Consider the following 16,316-nt stretch of genomic DNA (forward strand, 5'->3'; position numbering starts at 1 on the left):
GTAATCTGTCGGAAGCAGCGTCGTACGGGGCGGGATCATCTCATACCATCGTAATGAACGAAATATTCAAATGTTCATGATCCGAACCTCGACGTGCCAAATGACGCCGATTCACCTGGACGACCTGACGAAGTACTACGGGGAGACCCGGGGGATCGAGGACCTCTCGTTCGACGTCCGCGAGGGGGAGGTGTTCGGGTTCCTCGGGCCCAACGGCGCGGGCAAGACCACGACGATCCGCACGCTGATGGGCTTTCAATCCCCGACCGGCGGGAGCGCGACCGTGCTCGGCCACGACGTCACCGACCGGGCGGGGATGATCGAGGCCAAGCGGCGGATCGGCTACGTCCCCGCCGAGATGGGGTTCGACGAGGGCGTCACCGGGCGGCGCTTCCTCCGATACCAGGCGTCGCTCAAGGGCGACGAGCGGAGCGGGGAGCTGTTGGAGCTGTTCGACCCGCCGATGGACCGGAAGATCGGCGAGTACTCGACGGGCAACAGGCGAAAGCTCGCGGTCGTGCTCGCGTTCATGCACGATCCCGACCTCGTCGTCATGGACGAGCCGACCTCGGGGCTCGACCCGCTGATGCAGGAGCGCTTCTACGAGTTCGTCCGCGACGAGCAGGAGCGCGGGACGACGTTCTTCTTCTCCTCGCACGTCCTGAGCGAGGTCCAGAAGATCTGTGACCGGGTGGGGATCGTCCGGAACGGCCACCTCGTCGAACTCGAGGACGTCGGGACGCTGCTCGACCGGGGCGGCAAGCGCGTCTCGGTGCGCGTGAGCGGGCCGGTCGACGCCCGGGAGTTCGCCATCGACGGGGTACACGACGTTACCGTCTCCGGTGACGAGCAGTCGCGGGAGCCCGCCACGGCCGACGGCGGCGAGCGCGACCGGTCGGCCGACGACGGGTCCGAGCGGGCCGACGACGTCCCGGCGACCGAGGACGCCGAACGGCCGGACGGGGCGGGCGACTCCCCCGGCTCCGGCGGGCGCCAGGGGACCTCGGTGAGCTTCACCTTCACGGGCGATTACAACACGCTGCTCGAACACCTGCTGGGCTACGAAATCCTCGATCTGGACGTCTCGGACGCGCCGCTGGAGGACGTGTTCATGCGCTTCTACGGCGACGTCGACCCCCAGGGAGGGACCGGGGCTCTCGAGGGGCGATCAGATGGCGGGACGGTCGGTGAGGCGCGGGCTGGTGGGGAAGGAGGCGACGGGGGATGGGCGGATGTTTGAGGTCGCGCGCTACGAGGGCGAGCGCCGGCTGGTGCTCGGGGCGACCATCGCGGCCGCGGCGAGCTTCTACGGCGCGATGTTCGTCGCGCTCTCGCCGGCGTTCACCGACTTCGACGTCGAGGCGATCTTCGCGAACTTTCCCCGACAGTTCACCGAGGGGCTCGGCGTCACGGCGCTCGACACCCTCGCTGGCCTGCTCGCGGTCGAACTGTTCCAGGTCGGCTGGGTGCTGGTGCTCGGCCTCTATCTGGCCTACAGCGCCGCCTCGATGATCGCGGGCGAGGTCGAGTCGGGCCGGATGGACACCCTGCTCGCCGCGCCGATCTCCCGGTCGAGGCTCGTCCGCGAGGAGTTCCTCTCGCTCCTGGTGCCGATCCTCGCCGTCAACGTCGTCACCCCCATCGTGCTCTACGTGGGCTCGGTGGTCATCGGCGACCCGCTCGTCGTCGCGAACCTCGTCGTGCTCCACGCGCTGGCGGTGCCGTACCTGCTGTGCTGTGGGGCGGTCGGGTTCGCGGCGTCGGCGTTTCTCCGCGATGAGAGCCTCGCCCGGTACGCCTCGATGGGCGCGCTGCTCGTGGCGTTCCTGGTCGAGACGCTGCTCATCGGCACCGACTACGAGGTCCTCGGCGTGATCGCCCCGATGAACTACTTCGACCCGACCGAGATCCTCGTCGAGGGCACCTTCGACTTCGCGGGCGGGGCCATCCTGCTCGCGGCCGCCGCGGCGCTGGTGCTCGCGGGCCAGTGGCGGTTCGAACGGGTGGACGTCCGATGACGCTCGACGTGTTGCGCTACGAGGGGAGCCGCCGGGTGAGGAGCGCGCTCGGGATCAGCGTCGCGTTCGCGCTGCTGGCGCTGCTGTTCGTGGCGACCGCCCCGCTGATCACGACCGACATCGCGGCCAGCGCCGAGTTCGAGCGGGTCATGTCACAGCTCCCCCAGCCGTTCGTCGAGGCGTTCGGCCTCCGGAGCATGACGAGCCTCGCGGGGCTGCTCGCCGGGGAGTTCTACACCCTGATCTGGGCGGTGTTCTTCGGCATCTACCTCGCGTACAGCGCGGCGGGGTCGATCGCGGGCGACGTCGACGCCGACCGGATGGACGTGCTGCTCTCCGCGCCCGTCTCGCGCACGAGCGTCCTCCTCGAGAAGTTCCTCGCGCTGCTCGTGCCCATCGTCGTCGCGAGCGTCACCACGCCGGCCGTCGTCCACGTCGGCTCGCTGTTCATCGACGCCTCGATCGACCCCGCGGCCCTGCTCGCGGTCCACGCGCTCGCGGTGCCGTACCTGCTGTGCTGTGGGGCCGTCGGGCTCGTGTGCTCGGTGTTCCTCGACGGCGAGGACGCGGCCCAGAACGCGGCCGTCGGCGTGCTGTTCGCGCTGTACCTGCTCCAGTCGTTCGTCCCCGTCACCGACTACGGCTGGCTGGCGAACGTCGCCCCGATGACGTACTTCGACGCGAACGAGATCATGCTCGACGGGACGTACGACCTCGCGGGCGCGGGCATCCTGCTCGCGGCGACGGTCGTGCTGCTCGTCGTGAGCCAGGTCAGGTTCACACGGATGGACATCCGGTGAGCCGAGTTGCGCGCGAAACCGGTGGAACCACACGCATGACCCCCGAACCCACTGACGACACCGACGATGCCACGCTTCACTGACGAACGGCGGGAGCGGATCCGGGAGACGCTTCACGAGACCGGGCGCGAACTGTTCGCCCGGTACGGGCTGGGAAAGACGACGATCGCCGAACTGACGGAGCCGGCCGGCATCGCCACCGGCACGTTCTACCAGTTCTACGACTCGAAGGAGGAGCTCTACATCGAGATTCTGGAGGCGTACGGCGAGGAGCTGATCCCCCGGCTGCTCGGCAACTCCTTCGAGGCCCACGACGATCCGGAGGAGGCGATCACGGCGTTCCTCGAGCTGCTGCTCGCCGAGTTCGAGTCGAACCCGTTCGTCCACCAGATCATCGTCGAGAACGAGTACGAACGCATCAAGGCGCAGTACACCGAGGAGGAGCTGGAGGCCGAGCGCGAGCGCGGCGCGGCCTACATCCTGCCGTACGTCGAGGAGTGGTACGACGAGGGCCGGATCGACGGCCCGGACCCCGAGACGATCGCACACGCCATCGAGTCGGTGTCCTACGTCGCGCTCCACGAGGACGACATCGGCGAGGAGCGCTACCCGGCGGTCCGGGACACGGTCATCTCGGCGGTCGCGGCCGGGCTGACGAGCGACGAGCCGTCCTGACCGACGAGCCGCGGGAGCGACGAGCGGCAGGGTCGACGGTCCGGGGCCGCCGCGCGCACGCGACGGCGACCGCCGGCGACGCCGACGCGGCGACCGCCGCCCGGTTCGACGGGCGAACCAGAACCCCCTTCTCCCCGAAGCCGATAGCGGGAGCATGGACAGACGTTCGTTCCTCCGGGCCGCCGGCGCGGCCGGGATTACCGGGACCGCCGCCACGGCAGGCTGTCTGGGCGGCTCGGGCGGCGAGCCCGTCGAACTGACGAACGAGACGGACGGCTACCCGCAGCCCCCCGAGAACGTGCCCGAGGAGCGCTCCATCGACACCGCGAGCTTCTCCACCACGAGCGTCGAGGGGACGGACGTCCCGCTCGCGCCCATCGAGGCCGCGCTCTACTGGCACCGGCGCCGCGAGGCCCGGTTCGCCGACGCGCGCGGCGAGAGCCAGTACGAGCGGTCGCGGATCACCGGCGCGGTGCTCAGCCCCGCGCCCGACGGCGGCGACTCCGACCCGGTCGCGGCCTGGCCCGAGGAGGACCGGATCGTCTGCTACTGCGGCTGTCCCCACCACCTCTCGTCGTTGCGGGCCGCGAGCCTCATCGAGAGCGGCTACGAGGAGGTGTACGTCATCGACGAGGGGTTCTGGGCGTGGCAGGACGGCGGCTACCCGATGGCCGGCTCGGCGGTCACCGACCGCCCCGAGACGCGGGCGATCCGCGGGCGGACGGGCGCCGAGTTCGCCGGCGAGATGGCCTGGGCGTGGCACGACGCGTCGGGCCAGCGGGAGGCCGCGCCGATCGACGCCGACGGGGGGTACCTGCTGGAGCTGAAGTTCTCCGGGCTCACCCGGACGACGCCGATCCGCGTCGAGACGCCAGCCTACGAGCTGCAGGCGCCGCTGGGCGACCTCCTGTCGGGGGTCGTCACCGGGCCGGACGAGTAGCGTCGGACGGGTCCGGGCCGGTGACCTGCGGCGCGCGTCGAGCCCGGCACGTCGTCGAGCCTCGGCCGACCGGCAGCCGTTCGAGAGCCGTACCAGAACCCCCTTTTCCGCGGCCCCGATAGCGAACGCATGGACAGACGAACCTTCCTCCGGGCCGCCGGAGCCGCGGGACTCGCCGGGACGAGCGCGACGGCGGGCTGTCTCGGGTTCCAGCTCTCGGAGGGCGGCGTGCCGCCGGTCGTCGAGGACCGCCCCGACGCGGTGTACTACCCGAGCCACGTCGAGGGGATGGAGATGGCCGGGATGGGAACGGGCGGGGACTACCAGGTCGCGGTGATGTACTCGTTCCCGCACCGCTTCTGGAACGTGAACGCCGAGTCGGTCGAGCGGACCGACATCCGGGGCGAGGACGCTGTCCACCTGATGACGGCGATCTGGGACCCCGACACAGGGCAGATCCTCCCCGACACGGGGCTCTCGGTCGAGATCCTGCAGGACGGGGAGCTCGTCTCACAGGAGGTCATCTACCCGATGCTCTCCCAGCCGATGGGCTTTCACTACGGGGCCAACTTCCCGCTGCCCTCGGACGGCACCTACACCGTCCGCGCCGACGTCGGCGCGGTCACCACGCGCAAGACGGGCGCGTTCCGGGAGAAGTTCGCGGAGGCGGCGACCGTCGACGTCGCGTTCGAGTACAGCCAGTCCGCCGTGGACGACATCCAGTTCGAGACGCTCGACGACGCCGGCGAGACGGGCGCGGTCGAGCCGATGTCGATGGAGATGCTCCCGCCCTCGACCGCGCCCGCGACCGACGAGCTCCCCGGGCGAGTCGTGGGCGAGGCGACGAGCAACGACGCGGTGCTGGTGGCGACCGTCCTCGACTCGCCGCCCGAGGGCGTCGAGGGCGACGGCTCGTATCTGGCCGTCTCCGCCCGGACGCCGTACAACCGGATGCTCATCCCGGCGATGGGGCTCGACGCGGCGCTGACGCGCGGCGACGAGTCCGTCTACGAGGGCGAACTGACCGCGACGCTCGACCCCGACCTCTCGTACCACTACGGCGCGGTCGTCGACGGCGTCGAGGACGGCGACGAACTCGAACTGACGCCGACCGTCTGGCCCCAGACCGCGCGCCACGAGGGGTACGAGACGGCGTTCGGCGCGCTCCAGGGCGGAATGCCCCCGGTGACGATCACGGTCGGGAACTGAGCCCGCGCGACCGAAACCGATCCGCGCGCTCGACCGACCCCGCCCGCTGACTGCCGTCGGCTCCACGACGGTCGACGGTCTCAACGACGGTCGGCCCCTCCACAACGCGTTCCTACCGGACGAAAGGCGGGTGCTAACGATGGCTCCGGGGACGGACCCTCTCCACGATGGCGAGCGAGTCCGACGGGCAGGGGCGCCTCCCGACCGGAATCCCCTGGTCGTCGCCGACCGTCCGCGTCGTCCTGTTGAGCACCGTGCTGGCGCCGCTGGGCGTGCCGCTGATCAGCCCCGCGCTCCCGACCATCAGGGACGTGCTCGCGCTCACCGACGCGCAGGCGAGCCTGCTCGTCGACCGCGTCGGCCGGCGTCGCGTGCTTATCCCGTCGCTGTTCGCCTTCAGCCTCCTCGGGGCCGCCGTCGCGCTCGGGCCGCCGTACTGGGTCGTCCTCGCGGTTCGCGTCGTGCAGGGGACCGCCGCCGCGGCGCTTTTCATCACCACGGTCACGCTCATCGGGGACACGTTCGAGGGCGTCCGGCGGAACACGGTGCTCGGGGTGAACGTCGCGGTCCTCTCGGCCGGCGCGGCGGTCTACCCGCTCGTCGGCGGCGCGCTCGCGGCCGTCTCCTGGAACGCGCCGTTCGCGGTGTACCTCGTCGGCCTCCCGGTCGCCGTGCTGGCCTACCGCGTCCTGCCGGAACCGGCCGGCGAGCGCGAGCGCCGGTCCGTCTCGTACCTCCGGAACGTCGTCTCCGCGCTCCCGGCGCGGGAGGCGGCCGCCCTCTACGGCTCGGCGTTCCTGATCGAACTGCTGCTGTTCGGCGCCGCGCTGACGGCGGTCCCGTTCCTGCTCGACGGCACCTACGACCTCCCGGCGGTGCTCATCGGCGCGGTGGTGACGCTGACGGAGGTCGCCTCAGTCGTGACGTCCGCGCTGAACGGCGGGTTCTCGAGGCGCGTCTCGAACCACGGCATCATCGCCGCCGGCTTCGGCATCGTCGGCGGTGGCCTCGTGGCGGCGTGGTGGGCACCCACGCTGGGCGTGCTCGTCGCGGCGACGGCCGCGCTCGGCGCGGGCTGGGGGACGGTGCTCCCGTCGCTCGACGCCGGCGTGAGCGAGGGCGTCGAGACGCGCTTTCGGGCCGGGGCGCTGAGCTTCCGGAACAGCACGACGTTCCTCGGCCGGGCGCTCGGGCCGTGGCTGTTCACGACGCTCGTGGTCGGGCGCGGCTACCGGCCGTTGTTGCTCGTCGCCGGCGGCTGCGCGCTGGCTTTCGTGCCCGTCGTGCTGTTACTGGGACGGCGAGGGTGACGAGTGGACGACCGCCGGGGGTCGCTACGCCTCGGACGCCGCCGTCACGGCGTCCCCGGATTCGGCGCCCTCGTCCGCGGGCGAGATGCGCGCCAGCCGCATCGCGTTGGCCGTCACGCCCGTCGTCATGCCCGCGTCGCCGACGAGGACTGCCGCCCAGATGGGGACCAGCCCGAACGGGACGCCGAGCGCGAGCGCTGCCTTCGCCGCGAGGCTCGTCCAGACGTTCTGCCGGATGATGCCGTTGCCCGTGTTCGCCAGCTCGTAGAGGTACGGGAGCTTCGTGAGGTCGTCGGCCAGCAACGCGATGTCGGCCGTCTCCAGGGCCGTGTCCGTGCCGGCCGCGCCCATGGCGACCCCGACGGTCGCGGTCGCCAGCGCCGGCGCGTCGTTGATGCCGTCCCCGACCATCGCGGCCGTGCCGTGCTCGGCCTGCAACTCCTCGACGGCCGCCACCTTCTCCTTGGGCAGGAGTTCGGCGCGGTACTCGTCGACGCCGACCTCCTCGGCGATGGCCCGCGCCGTCCGGTCGTTGTCGCCGGTGAGCATCGCGGTGGCGACGCCGGCCTCGCGGAGCCGTTCGACGGTCCGTCTCGCCTCGGGGCGGACTTCGTCGGCGACGGCGATGACGCCCTCGAGTTCGTCCTCGGTTCCCACCAGGACGACCGTCTTCCCCTCCGACTGGAGCGCCGGGACGGTGTCCTCCAGCAGGTCGAGACAGTTGTGGCGCTCGCAGAGTTCGCGGGTCGTTCGGGTGACGACGCCCCCGTCGGTCGCGGCGTGGACGTGCGAGAGGTCGAAGCCGAGCTCCTCGAACAGCCCCGGCTTCCCGGCGTAGTGCTGCCGACCGCCGAGTTCGGCGGCGACGCCCTTGCCGGTGATGCTCTCGAAGGCCGAGATCTCCCGCTCGGCAGCGTCGCCGGCCGCGCCGTTCGATCCGGCCGATCCGGCCCTCCCGTCCCCGTTCCCCTCGGCGTGCTCGACGATGGCGTCGCCGATGGGGTGCTCCGAGCGGAGTTCGAGCCCGCGGGCACACTCCAGCACGTCAGCCTCCGAGCGGTCGCCCAGCGGGACGACGTCCGTGACCGCCAGTTCGCCCCTCGTCAGCGTGCCCGTCTTGTCGAACGCGACCGCGTCGACGTCGCCCATCGCCTCCAGGTGGTCGCCCCCCTTCACGAGCACGCCGTTGCGCGCCGCGCTCGTCAGCCCCGAGACGACCGTCACGGGCGTCGAGATGACGAACGCGCACGGGCACGCCAGCACGATCAGCGTCAGCCCGTAGACGACGTACTGCTGGGCCGGCGCGCCGAACGCGAGCGGCGGGACGACCGCGAGCAGCGCCGCCGCCGTCACGACGACCGGGGTGTAGTAACCCGCGAAGCGCTCGACGAACTGCTCGCGCTCGGTCCGGTTCGCCTGCGCGTCCTCGACGAGGTCGACGATGCGCGCGAGCGTGTCCTCGCCCGCCGCCGAGGTCACCTCGATCTCGAGGTAGCCCTCCTCGTTGACGGTGCCGGCGAACACCTCGTCGCCGGCCGTCTTGTCCACCGGGACGCTCTCGCCGGTTACTGGCGCCTGGTTCACCGCGCTGGTCCCGTCGCGGACGACGCCGTCGCGGGGGATCTTCTCGCCCGGCCGCACGACGACCGTCTCGCCCACGTCCACGTCCTCCGCCGGGACGGTCACCTCGTCGCCGTCGCGGACGACCGTCGCCTCGTCCGGCGAGAGATCCATCAGCTCCCGGAGCGAGGTGCGCGCGCGGTCCATCGCGTACTCCTCCAGCAGCTCGGCGACGCCGAACAGCGTCGCCAGCATCGCGGCCTCGAAGTAGAACGGCTCGGCGAAGCCGACGCTGACGATCACCGCCCCGGAGATGGCGACGCTCATCAGCAGATCCATGTCGAGGCTGCGGTTCCGGAGCGAGTAGTAGCCGTTCCGGAACACGGCGGCGCCGGCGAGCGCCACGGCCGCGAGGTAGAACAGCGTGCCGACGACGACGGTCGTCCCCGCCACCTCGACGGTCGGTCCGGTCGCCTCCGTGAGCGGGTTCGCGAGCAGGAAGCCGACCGCCGTCGCGCCGGCGGCGACCCACGTCGAGACCGCGCGCCTGCTCCGCCAGACGCTCCCGCGGTCGGCGGCCGACCCGTCGCTCTCGTCCGCCGTCTCGACGACCTCGTAGCCCGCGGACTCGACGGCCGCGACGAGCGCCTCGCGGTCCGTCGCGTCGGGGGCGTACCGCACGAGGACGGTGCCGGTCGTCGGCATCGTGTCGTACTCGCGGGCGCCCGCGACGCCCTCGATGGCCGCAGAGACCTTCCCCGCACAGGAGGCACAGTCCATGTCGGGAACCGAGAGCCGCAGCGAGGGTTCCTCCCCGTCGGCGACCTCGTAGCCGGCCGCCTCGACGCGCCCCGCGACCGCGTCGGCGTCGGTAGTGCCGCGGTCGTAGGTGACGACCAGCCGCCCGGTCGTCGGTCGTGCGTCGATCCCCTCGACACCGTCGAGCCGCGAAACGCTCGACTCCACCTTGTCGGCGCACGAGGCGCAGTCCATGTCGGGGACGGAAAGGGAGACGACGTCGCCCTCGTCGGGACGATCACCCTGGAACGGGTCCCCGTCGGCGGGCCCATCCGGTCCGTCGCTCGAATCGGTCATCGTCGGAGTTCGGGGGCGACCACCTATTAAACTGGCTGCTATGAGACGGCCGATGGAAGGTAATGAATAGTATTTCTACCCGGCTATTTTATTAACTCGTGTGGCGGGCGGCGGTCGTGACACACTTGGTGCGGGGCGGCGAGTCGGAGCCATGGTCGGAGAAGCCGAGCACCCGTCCGGGGAGACGGGACCGCTCGACGGCGTGACGGTGCTCGACGCCTCCCGCGTGCTCGTCGGGCCGTTCTGCACGATGCAACTGGGCGATCTGGGCGCGGATGTCATCAAGGTCGAACGGCCGGGCACCGGGGACGGGACCCGCGAGTGGCACCCGCCGCGCTACGGCGACGCCACGGACAGCGCCTACTACATGAGCGTCAACCGGAACAAGCGCTCGGTCACGCTGGCGCTCGACACCGAGGCGGGCCGCGACGCCTTCCGCGAACTGGCCGCCGACGCCGACGTGCTCGTCGAGAACTTCCGTGTCGGCCACATGGACGACTGGGGGCTCGGCTACGCAGACCTGCGCGAGCGCAATCCCGGGCTGATCTACTGTGCGCTCTCGGGCTACGGCGAGTGGGGACCCGACCGCGACCGGCCCGCATACGACATCATGATGCAGGCCGAGGGCGGGCTGATGTCCATCACGGGCGTCGACGGCGGCGCGCCGGTCCGCGTGGGCGTCGCGCTCGCCGACGTCGGGGCGGGGATGTACGCGACCCAGGCCGTCCTCGCCGCGCTGTTCGAGCGGGAGTTCGGCGACGGCACCGGACAGAAAGTCGACGTCAGCCTGCTCGACGGGCAGGCCGCCTGGATGAGCTACATGGCGACGAACTACTTCGCCACGGGCGACCCGCCGGGGCGGATGGGCAGCAAGCACCCGAACCTCGTCCCGTACCGCGCGTTCGAGACGGCCGACGACTACGCCGTCGTCGCGGTCGCCAGCGAGCACGTCTGGGAGCGCTTCTGCCGCGCGCTCGACCGTCCCGACCTCTACGCCGACGAGCGGTTCGAGACGAACAGCGACCGGGTCGCCAACCGCGAGGCGCTCGACGCCGAACTCGAACCGTGGTTCGCCGAGCGCGGGACGGAGGTGGTGCTCGCGCGACTCGAAGCCCACGACGTGCCCGCGAGCGGTGTGAACGACGTGGCCGACGTGTTCTCGCACCCGCAGGTGCTCGCCCGGGGGATGCGCGCGAGCGTCGAGCATCCCACCGCCGGGGAGGTGAACGACCCGAACCGGCAATCGACCGCCGGGGAGGTGGAGTTCCCCGGCAGCCCCATGCACCTCTCGCGGACGCCGACGACCGTCCGCCGCCACCCGCCGCTGCTCGGCGAGCACACCGACGAGGTGCTCCGCGAGCACGGCTACTCGGAGTCACGGATAGCGAACCTGTACGAGGCGGGCGCGCTCGGCGAGCGGGGCGACGAGTAGCCGTGGCGGCGGGGACCGCCCGCCAGCGTCGCCTCACTCCCGGTCCCGACTCACTCCTGGACGTTGCCGCACTCGGTGCAGGTCAGCCGGAACCGGCCGTCGGCCATCGCCACGTCCTTGACGCGCTCTTCGTCACACTCCGGGCAGTAGGCGTGCGACTGGAGTTCGTCCCAGTCGTGCATCGCGCCGGGCGCGCCGAGCGCCCAGCCGGCGACGCGCTCGTCGCCGTCGTTGTACCCCGTCTGGAACTGGCCCGGCGGGAAGCGGATCAGTTCGCCCGCGTCGACGGCCACCGACTCGCGGTCGACCCCGACGTCGAACGTCGCGGTCCCGGACTCGACGTAGAACACCTCCTCCTGGTCGTTGTGGCGGTGGAGGCCGCCCGAGAACGACTCGCCGGGTTCGAGCTCGAAGTAGTTCATGGCGAAGTCGGTCGTGCCGAGCGCCCGCGAAACGGGCTTGCGGACGCTGTGGACCTCCATCGGGTTCAACTCGTTCTCGACGGCATCGACCGCGACTTTCTCCATGGCGGGGTGCTGGGGCGAACGCGTCAAAAAACGGACGGCCTCGGGCCGAGGCGGCTCTCCGGCGACCGCTCCGAACCGCTTTTGCGCCCTGGGCACCCTCCCCCCCTCGTGCCCAGTCGACTCGTCCACGGCGTCCGGGTCCGCGGCGTCGACGTCGACTCCGAGACGCGGTGTGCCCACTACGGGACCGAACGGGACGTGATCGCGCTCCGGTTCGGCTGCTGTGGCGAGTTCTTCCCCTGTTTCGAGTGTCACGACGCGGTGGCCGAACACGGCTCCGAGCCGTGGCCCCGCGACCGGTTCGACGAGCCGGCGGTGCTGTGTGGCGGTTGCGGGGCCGAACTGACGGTCGAGGAGTACCGCGACTGCGACCACTCGTGTCCCCGGTGCGACGCCGATTTCAACCCCGGCTGTGCCGAGCACGAGGACCGATACTTCGAGCCGTGAAATGCCAACTCGATGGGCGAATCAGCCGTCAGTTCATCAAACTTTATTAATCCAAGCCGCCTCCATTCATACATGACGGTCGTCAGCGTCTCGATGCCGGACGAACTGGTCGACAGGATCGACGAGTTCACCGAGGAACACGGCTACACGGGCCGAAGCGAACTGCTGCGGGAGGCCTCCCGCAACCTGCTCGGCGAGTTCGACGACAAGCGCCTGGAGGACCGGGAACTGATGGGCATCGTCACCGTCGTGTTCGACTACGAGGGCACGGCCGTCGAGGAGCGCATGATGCAGTTGCGCCACGAGCACGAGGACATCGTCGCCTCGAACCTCCACAGCCACGTCGGCGACCACAACTGCATGGAACTGTTCATCCTGGAGGGAAGCCTCGAGGAGATCTCCGCGTTCGTCGGCAAGATCCGCGCGACACAGGACACGACCACCGTCGACTACTCGGTGACGCCCATCGACAGCGGCGACCTGCTGGAGTGACACGGGGTGAACGCCCGCCGGCCGAACTAGCGGCTGGCCCCGCCGATCACCGCGAGATCGGGAGGGATAGCACTCGAAAACCGGGGTGTAGACTTTTCGCGAAACGGCGCGTGGAGCACGTATGGACCCGCACATCACGATCGTCACGCTCGGCGTCGAGGACGTCGACCGCGCCATCGAGTTCTACCGCGACGGTCTCGGCCTGCCGATGCAGGACCGGAACGGGGAGGAGATCGCGTTCTTCGAGCTCGAGGGCGCGATGCTCGCGCTCTACCCCTGGGGCCTGCTGGCCGAGGACGCCACCGTCCCGCCCGAGGGGTCCGGGTTCAGGGGCGTCACCGTCGCCCACAACGTCGCCGACGACGACGCGGTCGACGCCGTGCTGGCGGAGGCCGAGGCCGCCGGCGGGGAACTCGTCAAGCCGGGGCAGGAAACCGACTGGGGCGGCTACTCCGGCTACTTCGCCGACCCGGACGGCCACCTGTGGGAGGTTGCCTGGAACCCGTTCCTCTGAGTTTCGGTGCCCCCGCCAGTCACCCGCCCGAACTCGCGGCGTCGAGCCGTGGCGTTCGGTCACGTCGCCGAACCGGGGTGTTCGGTCACGACGTCGAGTCACGGCTTCGAGTCCCGACGTCGAGACGTCCACGGGTCGATTTCTCACGGTCGACGTGTCCAATACCTCCTAGTATTCTTCCGTCTATTTTACGGAAAGCGCTAAAAAGGTGTTCGAACGATACGTAATCGAGACGAGAAATGAGTAATTCAGCCCTCGATCCCGACTCTCCTGTTCGTCCGTGGGAATCGCTTCCGCCCGACGACGCGGCCGAACCGCTCCCGACCCGGACCGCGACCGACCGCCGGGACCGCGAACTCGAACTCGCGGCGGTCGAGTACGCGTGCCCGGAGGAGATCGGCGACGTCGTCGAGATGTACGAGGACTTCGACGAGCGGCACGTCGCGCAGGGGCTGCCGCCCCGCGGCGACGACGCGCTCCGCGAGTGGCTGGCCGCGCTCGCGCGGGGGCTCCACGTCGTCGCCCGCCACGCCGGTCGGACGGTGGGCCACGCGACGCTCGTCCCGCGCGAGGACGAGGAGGACGAGGACGCCGGGGACGAGTCTGCCGGGAACGGAGCGACCGCCGACGAGGCGAACGAAGCGGAGAGGACGACCGGCAAGCGGGAGGAAGGGGCCGGGGAGTCGGGCCACGAACTCGCCATCTTCGTCCACCAGGACTACCGTGGTGCCGGCGTCGGGACGCGGTTGCTGGAGACGCTGTGCTCGTACGGCGAGCGCGTCGGCGTCGAGGACGTCCGGCTGCTCGTCGAACGACACAACCGCCCGGCGATCAGGCTGTACGACGGCATCGGGTTCGAGACGACCGAGGCGTGGGGCGGGACGATGGAGATGCGGCTCGACCTGCCGGCGGAGCCCGGCGCGGGGGAGTAACCGGGGTTTCAGTCACCGCGGTCCCGGATCTCCTCGGTCCGGCGTCGACGCCGATCACCGCGATCGGGTCCGGTCGGCGACGGGAGTTATACCGGCGAGCGCCCTTTCGGACGGTATGGGACTCCCCGTCGCGTTCGGCTGGCGGCACCTCCTCTTCGAGAACTGGCCCGTGGACGCGACCCTCCTGAACGATCACCTGCCCGACGCCCTCCCGGCCGCGACCCACGACGGCAGCGCCTGGCTCTCGGTCGTCCCGCTCACGAACGTCCACGTCAGGCCGCGCGGCCTCCCGGCCCGGGCCGGCGTTCGGCTCCCGGAGCTGAACCTGCGGACGTACGTCACCCACGACGGCGACCCGGGCGTCTACTTCTTCAGCCTCGACGCCCAGGGCGTCCTCAGCGTCCTCGGCGCCCGCCTCCTCCACCACCTCCCGTACTTCTACGCGCGGATCGACCACCGGGTCGAGGGCGACCGCGTTCGGTTCGAGAGCAGGCGACTCCACCCCGGCTCCCGGCCGGCCCGCTATGCGGTCAGCTATCGGCCGACCGGCGACCCCTTCGAGGCCGACCCAGGGTCGCTGGCCGAGTTCCTGACCGAGCGCCGGCGACTGTACACGCAGGGCCGGGACGGTGCAGTCCGGTACACGGACGTCGAGCACGACCGCTGGACGCTCCACCCGGCCGCCGTCACGACCGACGAGAACACGCTGTTCGAGGCGGGCGGGTTCGCCCACCCGGAGTCCGAGCCGGTGTGCTACTACAGTCCCGGCGTCGACGTCGTCACCGGCCCGAGCAGGCGTGCGACGCCGCGCGCGTGAGCCGGGTGGGTCACTCCTCGTCGTCGTCCGCATCCGCCCCGTCCGCGTCGTCTTCCTCCCCGGTCGTCTCGACCTCCTCGGCGGCCTGTTCCGTCGTCGCGGCGGCGGACTCGACCCGTTCGGCGGCCAGGTCGCCGCCCTCGTCGATCCGGGTGGCGGCCCGCCGGGTCCGCTCCCGGATCCGGGCGGCCGCCTCCTGGCCCCCCTGCTCGACGCGGTCGGCGGCCCCGCCGGTGACCTCCTCGATCTGCTGGGCCGCGCCCTCCGCCCCGTCGGTCGTGCCGCGGGCGACCGTCCGGGTCCGTTCGCCGACGCGGTCGAGGGTCCGCCCGACGGACTCCGACCGGCGGCCGAGCGCGTAGCCGAGCGCGACGAGGAGGCCGGCGCGGAACAGCCTCGAGAGCGCCCGCCGCCCGCGGCTCCCGCGGCCGGACCCCGCGTCGTCGCTCGGCCCCGTCGACCGGCGGCCGTCGTCCGATCCGCCCGCCATCAGCCGTCCGCGGAGCGCCCTGGCTGCCACGCCCACCGCGGCGACCACGAGCCAGCGGGGGAGCCGGCGGCTCCCGGACGTGGCCGACGGGTCCGCGGACGGCTCCGCGTCCAGTTGCGTCGTCGCTTCCCTGAGGCCCTCCCGGACGGCGACCGTCAGCGACCGTGCGAGCGTCTCCCTCCGCTCGGGCGTGAGAACAGCGTCTGTGGTTGACGGCATCCCCGGGTCCGTCGTCCACGGCGCGCAAAACCGTTCGGCCTGCAGGCTCCTGCCGTGTTTCACGTGGACCCGGACGAGGTCCCACGGTCGACCCGGGTCACGCGAGCGGCAGGGGGGAGCGATCGGAGGATCGCCCGCCCGTCGTTACTCGAACAGTTGGGTGGCCTGGTCGTAGCGGGCTGCGGGTTCCTCCCAGTCGACGACTTCGAAGAACGCGTCGACGAAGTCGCCGCGTGCGGGGCCGTAGTCGTAGTAGTAGGAGTGTTCCCACACGTCGAGCGCGAGGATGGGGTGACCGCCCCAGATCGCGCCCTGGTCGTGTTTGTCCACGACCACGTTGCGCAGTTGGTTCGAGAACGTGTCGTAGACGAGCAGCGCCCAGCCCGAGGCGTTGCCCGCGGCAGCCTCGAACTCGCCCTTCCACGCCTCGTAGGAGCCGAAGTCCTCGGCGATCCGGTCGGCGAGCGCGCCCGACGGCTCGTCGCCGCCCTCCGGGCTCATGTTCTGCCAGAACAGGTCGTGCAGGATGTGGCCCGACGAGTTGTGCGTCACGTTCCGGATCGCTCCCGGCGACGACCCGAACTCTCCGGATTTACGGTTCTCTGCAAGGGTTTCTTCCGCCGCGTTCCAGCCGTTGACGTACCCCTGATGGTGCGTGTCGTGGTGCCACGTCAGCACCTGCTCGCTGATGTGCGGTTCCAGCGCGTCGTACTCGTACGGTAACGGATCGAGTTCGTACTCTCCCATGTGCGTGTCCGAACACGCGGGGATGGGGGAAGAAGGTTCCCTGAAACCCGTTTCAGTAGCGGGGTCGGGGAGGGTTCCGTAGCGGGCGCGGG

At 70.9% G+C, this 16,316-nt stretch carries 17 protein-coding genes; 13 read left to right on the top strand and 4 right to left on the bottom strand.

Going from position 1 to position 16,316, the window contains the following annotated elements; genetic code table 11:
- The first annotated feature begins 100 nt into the window (after positions 1–100).
- The 7 genes from RJT50_RS18405 to RJT50_RS18435 all read left to right on the top strand — a co-directional run bounded on the left by RJT50_RS18405 (position 101) and on the right by RJT50_RS18435 (position 6,952).
- The gene (locus RJT50_RS18405; protein ID WP_313696200.1) at positions 101–1,240 is read left to right on the top strand and encodes an ABC transporter ATP-binding protein; all 1,140 of its coding nucleotides are present in this window, start codon (positions 101–103) and stop codon (positions 1,238–1,240) included.
- Positions 1,233–2,018, top strand: coding sequence for an ABC transporter permease subunit (locus tag RJT50_RS18410; protein ID WP_313696201.1), 786 nt, complete (start codon positions 1,233–1,235; stop codon positions 2,016–2,018). The genes RJT50_RS18405 and RJT50_RS18410 overlap by 8 nt, the downstream gene beginning before the upstream one ends.
- The gene (locus tag RJT50_RS18415; RefSeq protein ID WP_313696202.1) at positions 2,015–2,818 is read left to right on the top strand and encodes an ABC transporter permease subunit; all 804 of its coding nucleotides are present in this window, start codon (positions 2,015–2,017) and stop codon (positions 2,816–2,818) included. Before RJT50_RS18410 ends, RJT50_RS18415 begins: the two co-directional genes overlap by 4 nt.
- Positions 2,819–2,884: 66 nt before the next feature.
- Complete coding sequence (locus RJT50_RS18420; RefSeq protein ID WP_313696203.1) at positions 2,885–3,493, top strand: TetR/AcrR family transcriptional regulator; 609 nt, start codon at positions 2,885–2,887, stop codon at positions 3,491–3,493.
- A gap of 154 nt (positions 3,494–3,647) precedes the next feature.
- A complete protein-coding gene (locus tag RJT50_RS18425) occupies positions 3,648–4,433 on the top strand; it encodes a rhodanese-like domain-containing protein (protein ID WP_313696204.1) in 786 nt (261 codons plus the stop codon).
- A 129-nt stretch (positions 4,434–4,562) separates the two neighbouring features.
- Positions 4,563–5,642: a DUF7350 domain-containing protein gene (locus RJT50_RS18430; RefSeq protein ID WP_313696205.1), complete on the top strand. Its 1,080-nt coding sequence runs from the start codon at positions 4,563–4,565 to the stop codon at positions 5,640–5,642.
- Positions 5,643–5,809: 167 nt separating this feature from the next.
- A complete protein-coding gene (locus tag RJT50_RS18435; protein WP_313696206.1) occupies positions 5,810–6,952 on the top strand; it encodes an MFS transporter in 1,143 nt (380 codons plus the stop codon).
- Positions 6,953–6,976: 24 nt separating this feature from the next.
- Here the strand turns inward: RJT50_RS18435 and RJT50_RS18440 are convergent, their stop codons facing one another.
- Positions 6,977–9,607 carry a heavy metal translocating P-type ATPase gene (locus RJT50_RS18440; protein WP_313696207.1) on the bottom strand — a complete coding sequence of 877 codons (2,631 nt, stop codon included), beginning with the start codon at positions 9,605–9,607 and terminating at the stop codon, positions 6,977–6,979.
- A gap of 151 nt (positions 9,608–9,758) precedes the next feature.
- Between RJT50_RS18440 and RJT50_RS18445 the strand changes: the two genes are divergently transcribed.
- Positions 9,759–11,039, top strand: coding sequence for a CaiB/BaiF CoA transferase family protein (locus RJT50_RS18445; protein WP_313696208.1), 1,281 nt, complete (start codon positions 9,759–9,761; stop codon positions 11,037–11,039).
- A gap of 50 nt (positions 11,040–11,089) precedes the next feature.
- On the opposite strand, the gene RJT50_RS18450 is transcribed toward RJT50_RS18445, so the two are convergent.
- The gene (locus tag RJT50_RS18450; protein WP_313696209.1) at positions 11,090–11,566 is read right to left on the bottom strand and encodes a cupin domain-containing protein; all 477 of its coding nucleotides are present in this window, start codon (positions 11,564–11,566) and stop codon (positions 11,090–11,092) included.
- A gap of 108 nt (positions 11,567–11,674) precedes the next feature.
- On the opposite strand from RJT50_RS18450, the gene RJT50_RS18455 reads away from it, so the two are divergent.
- The 5 genes from RJT50_RS18455 (at position 11,675) to RJT50_RS18475 (ending at position 14,768) form a co-directional block, all read left to right on the top strand.
- Positions 11,675–12,013, top strand: coding sequence for a CHY zinc finger protein (locus RJT50_RS18455; protein ID WP_313696210.1), 339 nt, complete (start codon positions 11,675–11,677; stop codon positions 12,011–12,013).
- 72 nt (positions 12,014–12,085) lie between these two features.
- The gene (gene nikR / locus RJT50_RS18460) at positions 12,086–12,505 is read left to right on the top strand and encodes a nickel-responsive transcriptional regulator NikR (RefSeq protein ID WP_313696211.1); all 420 of its coding nucleotides are present in this window, start codon (positions 12,086–12,088) and stop codon (positions 12,503–12,505) included.
- Positions 12,506–12,626: 121 nt separating this feature from the next.
- Positions 12,627–13,019, top strand: a complete 393-nt coding sequence (locus RJT50_RS18465; RefSeq protein ID WP_313696212.1) for a VOC family protein — start codon at positions 12,627–12,629, stop codon at positions 13,017–13,019.
- 239 nt (positions 13,020–13,258) lie between these two features.
- Positions 13,259–13,951 carry a GNAT family N-acetyltransferase gene (locus RJT50_RS18470; protein WP_313696213.1) on the top strand — a complete coding sequence of 231 codons (693 nt, stop codon included), beginning with the start codon at positions 13,259–13,261 and terminating at the stop codon, positions 13,949–13,951.
- 115 nt (positions 13,952–14,066) lie between these two features.
- Positions 14,067–14,768 (top strand): YqjF family protein, encoded by a 702-nt coding sequence (locus RJT50_RS18475; protein ID WP_313696214.1) that lies wholly within the window; start codon positions 14,067–14,069, stop codon positions 14,766–14,768.
- A gap of 10 nt (positions 14,769–14,778) precedes the next feature.
- Here RJT50_RS18475 and RJT50_RS18480 read toward each other — a convergent pair whose 3' ends face one another.
- Positions 14,779–15,477, bottom strand: coding sequence for a hypothetical protein (locus tag RJT50_RS18480; protein ID WP_313696215.1), 699 nt, complete (start codon positions 15,475–15,477; stop codon positions 14,779–14,781).
- Positions 15,478–15,621: 144 nt separating this feature from the next.
- The gene (gene sod, locus RJT50_RS18485; RefSeq protein ID WP_313696216.1) at positions 15,622–16,224 is read right to left on the bottom strand and encodes a superoxide dismutase; all 603 of its coding nucleotides are present in this window, start codon (positions 16,222–16,224) and stop codon (positions 15,622–15,624) included.
- Positions 16,225–16,316 lie beyond the last annotated feature (92 nt).

The organism is Halobaculum sp. XH14, from assembly GCF_032116555.1.
Taxonomy (GTDB): Archaea; Halobacteriota; Halobacteria; order Halobacteriales; family Haloferacaceae; genus Halorarum; species Halorarum halobium.